A 16,518-nucleotide genomic window follows, 5' to 3' on the forward strand; every position below is an offset into this window, starting at 1 on the left:
TGTGGAAACCGGCCATCAGAAATGTTCGATTCTATTGGACAAGCCTGAACTTCTAAGAATAGCAGTGTCCGGTTCTACAAATTGATTGATCTCCCTAACCAACTCATTTAACTGCTACCCTATTCTTCCAATCAATCTCAAACTGTCCGCTTTGGCTTCAAACCGGATCTCAAGACCGGAATCGTGCCACGCGCTACCGCACGAACGCACCGAGCGGAGCCTTTATTGCCTCCGAGGGAACAGCATAGAGTACAATGTCCAATACTGAGGGCACGTCGGCTTCGCCGGCGGATCGAGTTCTTCCAGGGTACTTTAAATAGTACCTCGGAAGTTCACGAGGCACGTATTTTCGACACCACGCTCCGCGACGGGGAGCAGTCACCACGCACGTCGTTCTCCTACGAAGACAAACGGGAGATAGCGGCGGTGCTGGACGACATGGGAACCCACGTCATCGAGGCGGGCTTCCCGGTCAACTCCGACGCGGAATTCGAGGCCGTTCGCGACATCGCGAACTCGACCTCGACGACGACCTGCGGGCTGGCGCGGGTCGTCGAGAAAGACGTCGAAGCGGCACTGGACTCCGGTGTGGAGCTGGTTCACGTGTTCGTCTCGACGAGCGACGTACAGCTGGAGGACTCCATGCACGCGACCCGCGAGCAGGCCGTCGAGCGCGCCGTCCAGTCGGTCGAGCGCGTCAAAGAGGCCGGGGTCGACTGCATGTTCTCGCCGATGGACGCCACCCGAACCGACGAGGCGTTCCTGATGGAGGTCGTCGACGCCGTCAGCGAGGCGGGCACCGACTGGATCAACATCCCGGACACCTGCGGGGTGGCGACGCCCACGCGGTTCCGCGACATGATCGCGAAGGTCGTCGACCGCACGGACGCGGACATCGACGTCCACACGCACGACGACTTCGGGCTGGCGGCGGCCAACGCGCTGTCGGGCTTCGAGGCCGGCGCCGCCCAGGCGCAGGTCTCGGTCAACGGCATCGGCGAGCGCGCGGGCAACGCGGCCTACGAGGAGGTCGTGATGGCCCTGGAGTCGCTGTACGACGTCGACACGGGGATCGACACGACGCGGATCACGGAGATCTCCCGGATCATCGAGGGCAAAAGCGACATCCCGGTGCCGGCGAACAAGCCGGTCGTCGGCCGCAACGCCTTCTCCCACGAGAGCGGGATCCACGCGGCCGGCGTCATCGAGAACTCCGACACGTTCGAGCCGGGGGTCATGACCCCGGAGATGGTCGGGGCCTCGCGTGAACTCGTCCTGGGCAAGCACACCGGTCAGCACTCGGTGCGCGAGCGGCTGGTCGAGGCGAGCTACGAGCCCACCGACGACGAGGTGCGCGAGATTACCCGACGCGTCAAGGAGTTCGGCGCGGACGACAATCGCGTCACCATGGAGGTCCTGGAGGAGTTCGCTCAGGACGTCGGCGTCGACCGCGAGGTCGATGAAGAGGAGGTCCGGGCGTAGGACGATGCCCGCCTCCACGGCCGCCGAGCGCACACAGCGAAAGCTACCGTCGCCGCGAGCGGCGCCCTCCCGCCACCGAACGGTCGGGAGCGCGCGTCGGACACGGAAAATTTATTGCCGCCGGTGTGCAGACACTCGTAGTGATGACACAGACCGCTGGCGTCGAGGCGGCCGAACTCGCGTCCAGCGGCGCGCTTCGCGGTATCGTAGGGGCTCTTTAGCCCCCTCACCTACTGCAGTTCATTCTCGGCGGACGCATCGATTCGACGCGGAGCGGATACGACGACACCACCACACATGAGCGAGCAAACACCAGTGTCGCCTCCAGAAGGCGAACGGACGGACACCGAGGAACAGACGACGGAGACAACAGCGGCCGGCGAGGGCCGAACGACGAACGACACCGTGTCGACGGGCGCGGAGTCGATCGTCGCGGCGCTCGAACAGGCCGGCGCGGAGACGCTGTTCGGCGTGCAGGGCGGGGCGATCATGCCCGTCTACGACGCGCTGTACGACTCCGAGGAGCTGACGCACGTCACGATGGCTCACGAGCAGGGGGCCTCCCACGCGGCGGACGCCTACGGCATCGTCTCGGGGAAACCGGGCGTCTGCCTGGCGACCTCCGGGCCGGGGGCGACCAACCTCGTGACCGGCATCGCCGACGCGTCGATGGACTCGGACCCCATGATCGCGCTGACCGGCCAGGTCCCGACGGAGATGGTCGGTAACGACGCGTTCCAGGAGACCGACACCGTCGGCGTCACCCAGCCGGTCACCAAACACAGCTACTTCGCGGCCGACGCCGACACGGTCGGCACCGAGGTCGGCGAGGCGTTCGCGCTGGCCGACGAGGGCCGACAGGGCCCGACGCTGGTCGACCTGCCCAAGGACGTGACCCAGGGCGAGACCGACGCGTTCCCCGGCAAGCCGGAGACGCCGGATACGTACAACCCGCCGACGACCGCCGAGCCAGAGGCGGTCGACGCGGCCGCCGGCGCGCTCGCCGACGCCGAGCGCCCGGTCATCCTCGCGGGCGGTGGCGTCATCAAGGCCGACGCCAGCGACGAACTGCGGCAGTTCGCCACCGACTACGAGATCCCGGTCATCACGACCATGCCCGGTATCGGCTCCTTCCCGGAAGACCACGAACTCTCCCTGGAGTGGGCCGGGATGCACGGCACCGGCTACGCCAACATGGCGATCACCAACACCGACTGCATGCTCGCGGTCGGGACGCGCTTCGACGACCGACTCACGGGGGGCGTCGAGACGTTCGCACCGGACGCCGACATCGTTCACGTCGACATCGATCCCGCCGAGATCAGCAAGAACATCGAAGCGGATTACCCGCTGATCGGCGACGCCAGGCAGGTCCTGCGCCAGCTCGACGACGCGATGGCGGTCGCCTACGAGGCGACCGACAGCTCGCCCGAGGCCTACGCGGAGTGGCGCGAGCAGTGCCAGGCCTGGAAGGACGAGTACGCGATGACCTACGACACGCCGGAGGACGAGCCGCTCAAACCCCAGTACGTGGTCGAGCGGTTCTCCGAGTTCGCCGCCGACGACGCCATCGTCACGACCGGCGTCGGCCAGCACCAGATGTGGGCCAGCCAGTTCTGGACGTTCACCGAGCCCCGCACGTGGGTCTCCTCCCACGGGCTGGGGACGATGGGCTACGGCGTCCCCTCCGCGATCGGCGCGAAGATCGCCGCGCCCGACCAGGAGGTCGTCTGCTTCGACGGCGACGGATCCTTCCTGATGACGGTCCAGGAACTCTCGGTCGCAGTGCGGGAGGACCTCGATATCACGTACGTCGTCCTGAACAACGAGGCGGTCGGGATGGTCCGCCAGTGGCAGGACGGCTTCTACGAGGGCCGGCGGATGGCCTCGGAGTACCCGTGGATCCCGCAGTTCGACATGCTTGCCGAGGCGTTCGGCGCGCGCGGATTCCGGCTGGAGGACCCCGAGGAGGTCGACGAGGTCATCGAGAAGGCGCGCAACTACGACGGCCCGGCGGTGATCGACGCGATCATCGACCCGGCAGAGAACGTCTATCCGATGGTCCCCAGCGGCGGGGATAACGGACTGTTCGCACTGAACGGCGACCAACTGGGTGATCTCTGAGATGACACAAGGCATGGACGGCCCCCATCCCGACGAACGGATGCGACCGGCGGGCCGACGGAACTCCCAAGGCATTCGCATCGACCCGGAAGCAGAGGCGACCCACCAGCCGCGCAAGGCGGTGCTGTCGACGCTGGTCAACCACGAGCCGGGCGTCCTCGCGGAGGTCTCCGGCCTGTTCAGCCGTCGACAGTTCAACATCGAGAGCCTCACTGTCGGCGCGACCGACGACCCCGAGGTCGCCCGGATGACGATCGTCATCGAGGAGCCCGAGCCCGGCGTCGACCAGGCGAAGAAACAGCTGCAGAAGCTCGTGCCGGTCATCTCCGTCGAGGAGCTCGAACCGGAGGCGGTCCAGCGCGAGCTGATCCTGGTGAAGGTCAGCGGCGAGAAGCCGGACGACGTGAACGCCGTCGCGGACATGTACGACGGGTCGGTCGTCGACGCCTCGCCCGAGACCATCACGATCGAGATCACGGGGAGCCAGCAGAAGATCGAGGCGGCGGTCGAGGCGTTCGACCAGTTCGACGTGCAGGAGGTCGTCCGCACGGGTGCCGCCGCGGTCGAGCGCGGCGCGGACGTGCTCGAAGACACGCGACGGAAAGCGGAGCCAATATCAGAGACCGGCGAGACCCCTCAGACAGCTACAGATGACTGACGACTTCACCGTACCCGTCTACGACGACGGCGACGCAGACGCATCGTACATCGAGGACAAGACCGTGGCCATCCTGGGCTACGGCAGCCAGGGCCACGCGCAGGCCCAGAACCTCGCCGACAGCGGGGTCGACGTGGTCGTCGGTCTCCGCGAGGACTCGGCCTCCCGCGACGAGGCCGAAGCCGACGGACTGCGCGTCGCGGTGCCGGACGACGCCGTCGCCGAGGCGGACATCACCGTGATGCTCGTCCCGGACACCGTCCAGCCGGCGGTCTTCGAGGCCGTCGAGGACGGTCTGGAGGAGGGCGACACGCTCCAGTTCGCACACGGGTTCAACGTCCACTACGGCCAGATCGAGCCGCCGGAGGGCGTCGACGTGACGATGGTCGCCCCGAAGAGCCCCGGCCACCTCGTCCGCCGCACGTACAAGCGCGGCGAGGGCACCCCGGGTCTCATCGCTATCGAGCAGGACGCCACCGGAGAGACCAAGGAGGAGGCGCTGGCCTACGCGCAGGCCATCGGCTGCGCCCGCGCCGGCGTCATCGAGACGACGTTCCAGGAGGAAGTCGAGACCGACCTGTTCGGCGAGCAGGCCGTCCTCTGTGGCGGCGTCACCGAGATGGTCAAGGCCGGCTTCGAGACGCTCGTCGACGCGGGCTACGCCCCCGAGATGGCCTACTTCGAGTGTCTCAACGAGCTGAAGCTGATTGTCGACCTGATGTACGAGGGCGGCAACATGGAGATGTGGAACTCCGTCTCGGACACCGCCGAGTACGGCGGGCTCACGCGCGGCGAGGAGATCATCGACCGCGACGGCTTCGACGAGATCCTCGAAGGCGTCCAGAACGGGGAGTTCGCCCGCGAGTGGATCAACGAGAACCAGGCCCACCGGCCGGCCTACAAGCAGTACCGAGACGCGGAAGCCAACCACCAGATCGAGGAAGTCGGCGGGCGCCTGCGCGAGCTGTTCGCGTGGGCCGACGAGGAGTAGCGAGCGGACCCAAACAGATGACAGACGAGGATACGACACCGACCGAGACGACGACAGCGACCGTCGGCGACGCCGCCCCGAAGGCGACGATGGGCGAGTTCAGCCACACTAACCCTCACACCGGGACGGCCTTCGGCGACGACTTCGCCTTCCAGCGGGGACCGACAGTGGCCGCCGACGGCGGTGAGCGAGACGTGGTCGACGCCACGGACGAGGAGTCGGCGCAGACGATGAGCGACGTGGACCACGAACACCCCGACGAGGACGCGGAAGACGCCAATCGCGTCTTCCAGCGGGGCGTAGACGGACGAGACGGATCAGTATGAGTCAGGGAACACTGTACGACAAGGTGTGGGACCGGCACAAAGTGACGACGCTGCCCAACGGGCAGGACCAGCTGTTCGTCGGGCTGCACCTCATCCACGAGGTGACGAGCCCGCAGGCGTTCGGCATGCTCCGCGAGCGCGACATCGAGGTCGCGCGACCGGATCTCACGCTCGCGACGGTCGACCACATCGTGCCGACGGCCGACCAGTCGCGACCGTACGGCGACGACGCCGCGGAGAACATGATGTCCGAGCTGGAGGAGAACGTCCGCGACGCGGGCATCGACTTTCTCGACCCGACCAGCGGCGAACAGGGCATCGTCCACGTCGTCGGCCCGGAGCAGGGGCTCACCCAGCCGGGCAAGACGATCGTCTGTGGCGACTCCCACACCTCCACGCACGGCGCCTTCGGCGCGCTCGCCTTCGGGATCGGGACCTCCCAGATCCGCGACGTGCTGGCCACCCAGACCATCGCGATGGAGAAGCAGAAGGTCCGCAAGATCCAGGTCGACGGCGAACTCGGCGAGGGCGTCGAGGCCAAGGACATCATCCTGGAGATCATCCGTCGCCTGGGCACCGAGGGTGGCGTCGGCTACGTCTACGAGTACGCCGGCGAGGCCATCGAGAACCTCGACATGGAGGGCCGGATGTCTATCTGTAACATGTCCATCGAGGGCGGCGCCCGCGCGGGCTACGTCAACCCCGACGAGACCACCTTCGAGTGGCTGGAACAGACGGACTACTTCCAGGACCACCCCGAGAAGTTCGACGAGCTGAAGCCCTACTGGGAGTCCATCAGCAGCGACGCGGACGCCGAGTACGACGACGTGGTCCGCATCGACGCGAGCGAGCTGGACCCGGTCGTCACCTGGGGCACCACGCCCGGCCAGGGCATCGGCATTCACGACCCGATCCCGGCGCCGGAGGACCTCGCAGACGACAAGGTCGACACGGCCAAGCGCGCCCAGGACCACATGCGCGTCGAGCCCGGCGAGACGATGGACGGCTACGACATCGACGTGGCCTTCCTGGGTTCGTGTACCAACGCCCGTCTTCCGGACCTGCGCCGCGCGGCCCGGATCGTGAAGGGCCGCCAGGTCGCCGACGACGTGCGCGCGTTCGTCGTCCCCGGCAGCCAGCGCGTCCAGCGTCAGGCCGAGGAAGAAGGTCTCAAGGACATCTTCGAGGCGGCCGGCTTCGACTGGCGCAACGCCGGCTGTTCGATGTGTCTCGGCATGAACGAGGACCAGCTGGAAGGCGACGAGGCGTGTGCTTCCTCGTCCAACCGGAACTTCGTCGGCCGCCAGGGCTCCAAGGACGGCCGCACCGTCCTGATGAACCCGCGGATGGTCGCCGCGGCGGCGATCACCGGTGAGGTCTCTGACGTGCGCGACCTGGAGGAGGTGCAACTCGCATGAGCCGCGAGACGCGAAGCGTCTCGGAACGGCGAGCCGGTGAAACCGGCGAGCGTGAGCGAGTGCGACCACCGGAGGTGGTCGCATGAGCGGCACCGAGGACATCCCGTCGGTCGACTACGTCGAGGGGTCGGGTATCCCGATCCGCGGTAACGACATCGACACCGACCAGATCATCCCGGCGCGGTTCATGAAGGTCGTCACCTTCGACGGGCTGGGTCAGTTCTCCTTCTTCGACCTGCGGTTCGACGACGACGACAACGAGAAGGACCACCCGTTCAACGAGGAGCGCTTCCAGGACGCCAACGTCATGGTGGTCAACAACAACTTCGGCTGCGGCTCCTCGCGCGAGCACGCCCCTCAGGCGCTCATGCGCTGGGGCATCGACGCCATCATCGGCGAAGGGTTCGCGGAGATCTTCGCGGGTAACTGCCTCGCGCTCGGTATCCCGACCGTCACCGCCGACCACGAGACGATCAACGCCCTACAGCAGTGGGTCGACGACAACCCCGACGGCGAGATCGAGGTCGACGTGCGCGCCGAGACGGTGACGTACGGTGGCAACGAGATCAACGTCAGCGTCGACCGCGCCCAGCGCGAGGCCCTCGTCGAGGGCAACTGGGACACGACCGCGCTGATGAAGGCCAACCGGAACGCCATCGAGGAGACGGCCGGCTCGCTCCCCTATCTCGAATCGGCGGACTGACCGTCGCGACCGGCCCAGGCGAGTCGACGCCGTTTTGCAGTCCGTACCGCTTCGAACCGTCGATCCTGTATCGCTCTCACGACCGCGGAGGGTCGCCTCCGCGCAGCCGTGGCTGTCGGGTCGGAGATAGAGCCGGAAGTCGTCGCCCCAACGGCCGTCAGTCGTCGTCGGCTGCGGCGCTCAGGTCGTCGTCGTCACCGCTGTCCAGTGCGGGGTCGTCACTGTCACCGCTGTCCAGTGCGGGGTCGTCACCGTCGCTCCCGTCTTCGACGGTGAACTCGTCGAGTTGCTCGCGCAGCTCGTCGGCGAGGCCGTCGAGTTCGTCGGCGGTGCCGGCCATCTGCGTGGCGGTCATCGTCTGCTGTTCGGCGGCGGAGGCGACCTCCTGGGCCTCCGAGCGGGTCTCGCGGCTCGCGTCGGCGACGTCGTCGGCCATCGCGACGACCTCCTGGGCAGAGGCGGCCTGCTCGTCGGTGGCGTCGTTGATCGACTGGACGCCCGTGTTGGCCTCCTCGACGTGGTCGGCGATCTCTTCGAGCGTGCGCAGGCTCTGGTCGATAGTCTCGCGGCCGTCCGCGACGGCCTCGTGCATCTCGCGCATGTCGCCGACGGTCTCGGCGGTCGAGGACTCGACGCCGTCGATGAGGTCGGCGATCTCGTCGGTCGCCTCGCTCGTCTCCTCGGCGAGGTTCTTGACCTCGTTGGCGACGACGGCGAAGCCCTCGCCGGCCTCGCCGGCGCGGGCGGCCTCGATGGAGGCGTTCAGGGCGAGGACGTTCGTCTGCTCGGCGATGTCGTCGATGAGCGCGACGATCTCGTCGATCTGGCTGACCTCGTTCTCCAGCCGCTCCATCTCGTCGACGGTCGCGTCGGCCTGGGTCTCGATGGTCTCCATCATGTCGATGGAGTCCTCGGCCAGGTCGGTCCCTTCGCGGGCGTCGACAGCGGCCTCGGCGGAGAGTTCGGCCACTTCGTCCGAGGAGGAGGCGATCTCCTCGACGGTGGCCGACAGATCGTTCATCTCGCCGGAGACCTCCTCGAGGCTCCCGGTCTGCTCGGCGGCGCGGGCGGCGATCCCCTCGATGGACTCTGCGACCTCCCGGCTGGCCGAGGAGACCTCGGTCGAGCCGCGGGAGACCTGCTCGCTGACGCCGGCGACCTCGTCGCTGAAGCGCTTGATGTCGACGACGGTGTCCTCCAGTTCACCGAGCATCTCGTTGAACTCGGTCGCGATGGTCTGCATGGCGTCGCTGTCGCGCGCTTCGTCCATCCGCGCGGTCAGGTCGCCGTCGGCGGCCCGTTCGAGGACGCCCGCGGCCTCCTCGGCCTGGCGCTGGAGGTCGGCCGCGAGCTGTTCTGCCTCCTCGCGGGCGGCCTCGGCCTCGCTGCGGGCCTCGTCGAGGTCGGCGACGAACGCCTCGGTGTTCTCGTGCATGGTCACCAGCGCGGCGCCCAGCCGGCCGGGCACGTCCTCGTCGAGGACGGGGGCGTCGAACTCCTGGTCGGCGAGCGCGTCGGCCTGGGCGGCGGCCACCGAGAGGTTGCCGTGCATCTCCTCGAAGGCGGTGACCATCTCCCCGATCTCGTCGTTGCCGGCGTCGACGTCGAGTTCCTCGCCGAACTCGCCGCGCGCGAGCCGCTGGGCGTGGTCGCGGACCTGCTCGATCGGTTTGGCGAAGTATCGCGCCAAGCCGTAGCCGGCCGCGACGACGCCGACGAGGATGGCACCGAGGATGAGCAGGATGGTCTGGCGGGTCGAGTCGGCCTCCGCGCGGAGCTGTGCGCCGAGGGCGGCCGCGGGGTCGGTCACGTCCGACTCGGGGACGGTCGCGACCATGGTGTAGGTCCGTTCGCCCATGTCGAGCGGTCGGAAGCCGACGTAGCGCTGGGCGGCGCTGGTGTCGTTGCCGAGGCTGTAGGTCGCGAGCCCCGCCTCGCCCTGGAGCATCCGCTCGTTGACGATCGTCGCCAGCGAGTCGCCGAGCGCGCCCTGTGCGAGGTTGGTCTGCTCACGCAGCAGCGACTCCCGCGGATAACTGACGAGTTCGCCCCGGTCGTTGACGATGTAGAGGTGCCCCGACTCGGCGACCGTGACGCTGTTGGTGATGTTGGTGACGTGGTGGTAGTTGAACTCCGCGGCGAGGACCCCGGACAGGCGACCGTTGTGGTACACCGGCGTCGCGAGCATGTTGCGCTGTTCTCCGTTCCCCATCGTGATCTCGCCGACGACGACCCGACCGGGCCGGGCGCCTTTCGCCCGCGAGAACCACTCGGTGTCGGCGTAGTCGGTCTCGCCTTCCGAGCGGTCGACCGAGCCGTCGTCGGAGCGGGTGACGCTGACGATCTCCCGGCCGTCGGCGTCGGTCAGACGGAGGCTCCGGTAGGCCTGCACGTCCTGTCCGTCGACCCTCATCGTCTGGGTCCAGAGCGCGCTCTCGAAGGAGGCCGCGATGTTCGACCGGGCGTCGACGACGCCGCCCTGGCGGAACTCGGTCGCGAAGACGCTCGGCGCGATCACCCAGTCGAACCGGTCGTAGTAGGTGTAGGAGACCACCCGCGTCTCATCGGGGTCGCCCGCCTGCGTGGTGTCGGCGGTGGTGTACGTCTCGGTCGCCCAGTCGTCGCCCTGGTGGACCCGTTCCTCGGTACGGACCGTTCGGTTGATCGCGTCGTAGACCATCGTCAGTCCGCCGACGCCGTTCCCGAGGACCTCCCCGTCGCCGACCTCGTGGTGGACGACGGCCGTCCCTTCGCTGTCGGTGATCATCGCACGACCCGTCTCCGCGACGTAGCCGGGGCGGAAGGTGTCGGTGAGCGCGCCCTCGTCGGCCGTCCCGTTGCCGGCGGTACCGGCGAGCCGCCGCTCGACGGCCGTCTCGACGGCCCGCTGCTCCTCGGCGCTCAGCTCTTCCCACGCCCGTCCGTCGTAGCGCTCGTCGAGGAGCGTCTCAGTGGTGCTCTCGACGGCGTCGCGGACGTGGAGCGCGACGTACCCGAGTTGCTGGGCGCTCCGCTCGCGCGCCTCGGCCGACTCGCCGCTCGTCGCCGCGTAGTAGTCGGTGATCGCGGCCGTCCCGGCCAGCGACTTCACGTCGGCTCGTCGCTCGTTGAGGAGGTTCCCGATCTCCTCGGCCCGGGCTTCGACGCTGTTGTTTAGCTCATCGGTCACCTGCGCCTCCAGCGACGCGGCGCTCGCGCGCTGGGACTGCTCGCTCAGATCCGTCATCGACTGGTTCGCCGTCACCCCGACCACCGCGGTCGGTATCAGCGAAACCACCAGAAAGACGAGGATGAGTTTCGCACTCAGTCTCATTATCACTCCAGCTATCGCCGGATCTCTTATGTTTGATTCATCAGTTATCATGTATGATACCACTACGGCAGTCTCGTACGACAACCATCACCACGGGATCCCACCGACGGGGCTTTCATCGGTCGGCGAGTACGCGACCCCGTGTCATCGTTCGACCTCTCGCACCGACTGGCGACCGGGATGCCCGTCTACCCCGGGACCGAGCCCGTGTCCGTCGAGCCGAGCGCGACCCGTGCGTCGGACGGCTACCGGACGACACGGCTGGATCTCGACTCCCACGCGGGGACGCACGTCGACGCGCCCGCGCATCTGACGGCGGGGCCGTCGCTCGACGAGTTCCCCGTCGACCGGTTCCGGTTCGACGCCGTCGCGGCGGATCTGCGGCCGCTCGAGGCCCGCGACCCGATCGACCTCGACGCGCTCCGGGCCGCCCTGGCCGTCGACCCCGACCAGGTCGACCTCGTCGCGGTCGTCACGGGGTGGGACCGCCACTGGGGCGACGACCGGTACCTCGACCACCCGTATCTCACCGCCGAGGCCGCCGCGTGGCTGGCCGAGCGCGACTGCGACCTGGGCGTCGATACGATCAACCCGGACCCGACGCCGACCGAGCGCGCGGGCGAGGGCGAGCCCGACGGATTCCCCGTCCACGAGCGGCTGTTCGGCGCCGACCGGCTGATCGTCGAGAACCTCCGGGGACTCGACCGGCTGCCAGAGCGGTTCGAACTCCGCGCCTACCCGCTCCGGTTCGAGAGCGCCGACGCCTCGCCCGTGCGTGCGGTGGCATACGCCGGAGACGGTGAGTCACGCTAACCGGGCGAGAGCCGTGGGCCGCCGAGACACATCGACACCCTCTTTTCGGCACCCTGTGGAGCTAGCGCCATGACTCACGAGATCGCCGTGATCCCCGGCGACGGGATCGGACAGGAAGTCACGCCGGCGGCCGTCGACGTGCTCGAAGCGGTCGACGCCGACTTCGACTTCGTCGAGGGCGACGCGGGCGACGCCGTGCGGGAAGCGACCGGCGAGGCGCTGCCCGCGGAGACCCGCGAGCTGGCCGCCGACGCCGACGCGACGCTGTTCGGCGCCGCCGGCGAGACCGCCGCCGACGTGATCCTCCCGCTGCGCGACGTGGTGGGCTCGTTCGCCAACGTCCGCCCCGCCCGCTCCTACCCCGGCCTGGATGCCGTCCAGCCCGACACCGACCTCGTGTTCATCCGCGAGAACACCGAGGGCGTCTACGCCGGCATCGAGGCGGAGATCGACGACGGCGTCCGCACGCTGACCCGCGTGATCACCGAGGACGCCTCCCGCGAGATCGCCGAGTTCGGGTTCAAGTACGCCAAGCAGAACGGCTTCGACGACGTCACCATCGCCCACAAGGCCAACGTCATGCGCGAGACCGACGGCCTGTTCCTCGAAACGGCCCAGGCGGTCGGCGATTCGTTCGATATCGACTACGACACGGCGCTGATGGACGCGCTGGCGATGCACCTCGTCATGCACCCCGAGGACTACGGCGTCGTCATCTGTCCCAACCTCGCCGGCGACATGCTCTCGGACCTCGCGGCCGGGCTGGTCGGTGGCCTGGGCCTGCTCCCGAGCGCGAACGTCGGCGAGGACAACGCGCTGTTCGAGCCGGTCCACGGGAGCGCACCCGACATCGCCGGACAGGGAGTCGCCAACCCCTCGGCGATGATCCTCTCGGCCGCGATGTTGCTCGACCACCTCGACTACGGCGACGAGGCCGCGGCCGTCCGCGAGGCCGTCGAGGGCGTTCTCGCCGACGGCCCGCGGACGCCCGACCTGGGCGGCGACGCGAGCACCGACGAGGTGACCGCGGCCGTCGTCGACCGCCTCTGAGACCGATCAAAAAGCCGCTTACTCCCGCGCGAGGACGCAGACCTCCTCCCACTTGCCCTTCGATTCGAGTTTCTCCTGGAGGTCGCCGGCGTACATCTGGGCCATCTCCTCGGCCGCGGCGAGTTGCTCGCGGTCGGTGCCGTCGTCTCCGCCGCCGAGCCCGAGCGCGTCTTTCACACCGTCGAAGAGACCGCCGGAGTCGTCGGACTGCCGGCCGCCCCCCGCGGCCATCCCCCTCGCCTGGTCGACTTTCTCCAGCTCGGGAACGATACTCTCGACCTTGCTCGTGTTCGCCACCAGTCGAGCGGATTCGGGGTCGTCGGGGCTCTCGATCTCGAACTCGACGGCCGTCATGATCAGGCCCCACTGCTGGCGCGAGAAGTTCGAGGCGGCGACCTTCTCGGCGAACTCCTGGTCGGTCTGCATCCGCTCGCCGACGATCCGGTCGCTCCACTCGGAGTCGCTCATGCCTTCGAGTAACACGCTCTCCGGTATGTATCTCCCGCTCGGGACGAGGGTCGACCCCTGCGAGGACAACACTACGGACGGTCGTACCATCCTCTATTGTGCGGTCACCTGCTCGGCGAACGTCCGGATTGAATCGCAGACGAACTCCGGATTGTCGACGTGAGAGCTGTGGCCGGCGTCTGGGATCGTTCGAAGTTCGCAGTCGGGGATCCGGTCGTAGATGTACTCGGCGTGCCGTGCCGTCATCGACGGTTCGTATTCACCGTACATGACCAGCGCCGGCACGTCGAACGTCTCGTAGTCTATCGTCACGTCGTAGTACGACGTGAGAGCCTCGGTAACCTTCTCTCGCTCGGTCGCTCGCATCTCGGGTACCGACGAGTCGTAGTCTCGCTGGATTCGGTCCGCTTCGTCGAGGTCACCACTGGCTTCCTCCCCGTAGATCCGCTCGAGGACCGAATTCACGGCGGCGAGTACGCGCTCGGGATCGGCGACACCCCGGAGGGCACTCACCACGGGAAGGACGAGTCTGAACTGAATCCACTGTCCCCTCGTGAGTACTTCCGGGGCGGCCGACCCGATGACGCACAGACCGGAGAGTGAATCCGGATACCTGTCGGCGTAGGTTTGTGCGATCATCCCGCCCATCGAAAGGCCGCAGACGACGGGTTGGTTCAGTTCGAGTTCGGTCGTGAGCGCGTGCAGGTCGTCGGCGAAGAGCGGGATACCGTACGACGACCGCTCTGACTCACCAGTTCGACCGTGGCCACGAACGTCGGGGACGATGACTCGGTAGTCCTCCGCGAGTGCCGCCGCACGGTCGGCCCAGATTCGGTGATCCCCTCGCGCTCCGTGGAGCAAAACGACCGGTGGGCCCGACCCACGCTCCTCGTAAAATAGCTCGATGTCGTCGGTCCGAACAGTTGGCACGAACGGCCGTCCAGTCCGGCGGGACAAATCGATTTCGGTCGTCTCAACTGCCGTTGCCCTCGCCGGCGGAGTCGACGCCCATCGCGTCGAAGAGCTTCTTCCGGACGGCCTCCTCGGTGAGCTGCAGCAGCGTCTCGCGGTTGTCCTCGCTGGTCTCGATGCCCGTGAAGATGCCCAGCGGGATCTCGACGGCGGCGTCGGTCGAGTGGCCCTTCGCCTCGCCCATCTCGCCGAAGGCGTCGTCGAGGACTTTCCCGATGTTCATGCGGATGTCCTTCGAGCGGGCGGCGAGATAGATGGTGTCGTCGGCGATAGCGAAGACCGCGGTGGTGGTGATACCTTCGAGGTTGAGGAGGTGCTGGGCGGCCTGGGCCAGCGCGTCGCGGTCGCGGATGAACCCGGCGTTCGAGACGAGATGCGAGCCGCTGACCTCGCGGTTGCGGATGGCCTCGGCGAGCACGTCCAGCGTCTCGGGCGACATCGACGGCGACTCGACCTGTTCGAGTGTGTCATGGTCGGCGAACGGATAGAGGTAGGCCGCTGCGGTCAGGTCGGCGGGCGTCGTGTCGCGCTTGAAGTCCAGGGTCTCGGCGCGGATGCCGTACAGGAGGGCGGTCGCGACCTCCTGACTGAGATTGAGGTCGAGTTCCTGGATGTACTTGGTGAGGATCGTGGAGGTGGCCGAGACGTTCGAGCGCACGTCTTCGAAACTGGCGTCGACCTCGCCGTTCTCCTTCTCGTAGTGGTCGACGAGGATGTCGATCGCCTCGGCTTCGGTGGGGGCGCCCCCTTTGGCGTAGTCGACGAGCGCGACCGTCCCGTAGTCGTCCATGTCGACCTCGTCCCGGGAGACCAGGTCGATCCCGAGCAGGTTGACGAACGCGCGGTTCTCCTGATGGCCGATCTCGCCCTCGTAGATGATGTCTGCCTCCACGTCGCGGCTGGCCGCGATGTCACGCAGGGCCGCGGCGCTGGCGATGGAGTCGGGGTCGGGGCTGCGGTGGACGAGGATCGCCATCCGGCCGTCGGTGTCGTCGATGACCTCGGCGAGGTTGCGGGCCTTGTACTCCAGTTCGCCTGTCTCCAGGGCGCGCAGCGCGGAGTCGGCGATGACGGCGGAGGGGTTGATGACCACGTCGGCGCCCAGCTCGGTGAGTTCGTCGGCGGAGACGGGGTCGGAGGCCCTGGCGACGATGAAGTGGTCGTCGCCGCGGGCGCGGAGGTTCTCGACGGCCGCGGAGTTGGCCTCGACGTCGGAGGACAGGATGAGAACGACGTCGCAGTCGGCGACCTCGTCGACGACGGACTCGTCGCGGATGTCGGCGACGTTGGCGTCGAGGTCCTGGTCGCGCAGCGCCTCGACACGACCCTCGTCGCGGTCGATGATCTCGACCTCCTTGCCCTCGCCCACGAGTTCCTCGGCGACGGCGTGGCCCACGCTCCCACACCCGAGGATAGCGTAGCGAGACATCGACGCCATCGTGATGCCGGTACTCATAGTGTCACGTCAAAGGCGACGACGCATATAATTCCCCCTTGTTCCGAACCCACGGGCCCGAACAGTAACGTATATCAGTCAACCTCCGTAACTCGAATTCGTGGGCCGGTAGCTCAGTCCGGCAGAGCGTCTGACTCTTAATCAGACGGTCAGGGGTTCAAATCCCTTCCGGCCCGTACAACGCACCGTCGAGCGACAGCGAAGCGGTGCGTGAACCGGACGGAGGGATTTGAATCCTGGCAGTCGCAGCCCGCGCAACGCAGTGAGCAGGAACGTCTGTATCCGGTTCAAATCCCGGGAGACGCGGGCGTCGTTCGGAACGGCACGACCTTTCTCGGCCGCGCCGCGGGACCGCACGTCTTCACCGGGCTGGCGAGTCGCGCCGGACTCGGCTACGAGTCCCTTCTACTGGCGGACGACGATAGCGTCGGAGAATGAGACCGACCGCGGCCGAGTTAGCGCCACTCATCGAGCGAGCAGGCGTCGCGCTCCGGCGCGGAGAGCCACGCGTCGTCGCGGACGATGTCGGCGACGACGAACCGGGCCATCCCGTCGGTCTCGTCGACCGCCGCGACGATCTCCCGCTCGTCTACCGACCGTTGCTCGACCGACCGCACATCGGTGCTCATACCCAGACATTCACCAGATAGTATGATGAATGTTTTGGTTTAGATGGGATCGTGGCATACATCCAAAGAAGTATCCCTCATCGGTGAACCCGCGTATTGGTTTCTCTTCTAGATG

14 protein-coding genes and 1 tRNA gene are annotated in these 16,518 nt (G+C 67.4%); 10 read left to right on the forward strand and 5 right to left on the reverse strand.

Features of this window, described 5'->3' with window-relative positions:
- Positions 1 to 225 precede the first annotated feature (225 nt).
- The 7 genes from C475_RS14870 (at position 226) to leuD (ending at position 7,702) form a co-directional block, all read left to right on the forward strand.
- On the forward strand, positions 226 to 1,482 hold the full coding sequence (locus C475_RS14870; protein ID WP_082223328.1) for a LeuA family protein: 1,257 nt from the start codon (positions 226 to 228) through the stop codon (positions 1,480 to 1,482).
- Positions 1,483 to 1,779: 297 nt separating this feature from the next.
- Entirely contained in the window at positions 1,780 to 3,606 is a 1,827-nt protein-coding gene (gene ilvB, locus C475_RS14875; RefSeq protein ID WP_049930693.1) for a biosynthetic-type acetolactate synthase large subunit, read from the forward strand.
- 1 nt (position 3,607) lies between these two features.
- Positions 3,608 to 4,264 (forward strand): acetolactate synthase small subunit, encoded by a 657-nt coding sequence (gene ilvN, locus C475_RS14880; RefSeq protein WP_049930695.1) that lies wholly within the window; start codon positions 3,608 to 3,610, stop codon positions 4,262 to 4,264.
- On the forward strand, positions 4,257 to 5,255 hold the full coding sequence (ilvC, locus tag C475_RS14885) for a ketol-acid reductoisomerase (RefSeq protein ID WP_006884681.1): 999 nt from the start codon (positions 4,257 to 4,259) through the stop codon (positions 5,253 to 5,255). Before ilvN ends, ilvC begins: the two co-directional genes overlap by 8 nt.
- 17 nt (positions 5,256 to 5,272) lie before the next feature.
- Positions 5,273 to 5,581: a hypothetical protein gene (locus C475_RS14890; RefSeq protein WP_394295281.1), complete on the forward strand. Its 309-nt coding sequence runs from the start codon at positions 5,273 to 5,275 to the stop codon at positions 5,579 to 5,581.
- Positions 5,578 to 6,999 (forward strand): 3-isopropylmalate dehydratase large subunit, encoded by a 1,422-nt coding sequence (leuC, locus tag C475_RS14895; RefSeq protein ID WP_006884682.1) that lies wholly within the window; start codon positions 5,578 to 5,580, stop codon positions 6,997 to 6,999. Before C475_RS14890 ends, leuC begins: the two co-directional genes overlap by 4 nt.
- 82 nt (positions 7,000 to 7,081) lie before the next feature.
- A complete protein-coding gene (leuD, locus tag C475_RS14900; protein ID WP_006884683.1) occupies positions 7,082 to 7,702 on the forward strand; it encodes a 3-isopropylmalate dehydratase small subunit in 621 nt (206 codons plus the stop codon).
- A 157-nt stretch (positions 7,703 to 7,859) separates the two neighbouring features.
- Here leuD and C475_RS14905 read toward each other — a convergent pair whose 3' ends face one another.
- Complete coding sequence (locus C475_RS14905; protein WP_006884684.1) at positions 7,860 to 11,015, reverse strand: methyl-accepting chemotaxis protein; 3,156 nt, start codon at positions 11,013 to 11,015, stop codon at positions 7,860 to 7,862.
- Positions 11,016 to 11,156: 141 nt separating this feature from the next.
- On the opposite strand from C475_RS14905, the gene C475_RS14910 reads away from it, so the two are divergent.
- A complete protein-coding gene (locus C475_RS14910) occupies positions 11,157 to 11,828 on the forward strand; it encodes a cyclase family protein (protein ID WP_006884685.1) in 672 nt (223 codons plus the stop codon).
- 69 nt (positions 11,829 to 11,897) lie between these two features.
- Entirely contained in the window at positions 11,898 to 12,878 is a 981-nt protein-coding gene (locus tag C475_RS14915) for an isocitrate/isopropylmalate dehydrogenase family protein (RefSeq protein ID WP_006884686.1), read from the forward strand.
- 18 nt (positions 12,879 to 12,896) lie between these two features.
- Here the strand turns inward: C475_RS14915 and C475_RS14920 are convergent, their stop codons facing one another.
- From C475_RS14920 to C475_RS14930, 3 genes are all read right to left on the reverse strand, one after another.
- Complete coding sequence (locus C475_RS14920; protein ID WP_006884687.1) at positions 12,897 to 13,346, reverse strand: DUF5799 family protein; 450 nt, start codon at positions 13,344 to 13,346, stop codon at positions 12,897 to 12,899.
- A gap of 93 nt (positions 13,347 to 13,439) precedes the next feature.
- Positions 13,440 to 14,276, reverse strand: a complete 837-nt coding sequence (locus C475_RS14925; RefSeq protein ID WP_152436445.1) for an alpha/beta fold hydrolase — start codon at positions 14,274 to 14,276, stop codon at positions 13,440 to 13,442.
- Between the two features lie 43 nt (positions 14,277 to 14,319).
- Positions 14,320 to 15,774, reverse strand: a complete 1,455-nt coding sequence (locus C475_RS14930) for a DHH family phosphoesterase (RefSeq protein WP_006884689.1) — start codon at positions 15,772 to 15,774, stop codon at positions 14,320 to 14,322.
- 102 nt (positions 15,775 to 15,876) lie between these two features.
- Here C475_RS14930 and C475_RS14935 point away from each other — a divergent pair.
- Positions 15,877 to 15,950, forward strand: a tRNA-Lys gene (locus C475_RS14935).
- A gap of 279 nt (positions 15,951 to 16,229) precedes the next feature.
- Here the strand turns inward: C475_RS14935 and C475_RS24415 are convergent.
- Positions 16,230 to 16,403, reverse strand: coding sequence for a DUF7556 family protein (locus tag C475_RS24415; RefSeq protein WP_006884690.1), 174 nt, complete (start codon positions 16,401 to 16,403; stop codon positions 16,230 to 16,232).
- Positions 16,404 to 16,518 lie beyond the last annotated feature (115 nt).

It is taken from the genome of Halosimplex carlsbadense 2-9-1, assembly GCF_000337455.1.
Lineage (GTDB): Archaea > Halobacteriota > Halobacteria > Halobacteriales > Haloarculaceae > Halosimplex > Halosimplex carlsbadense.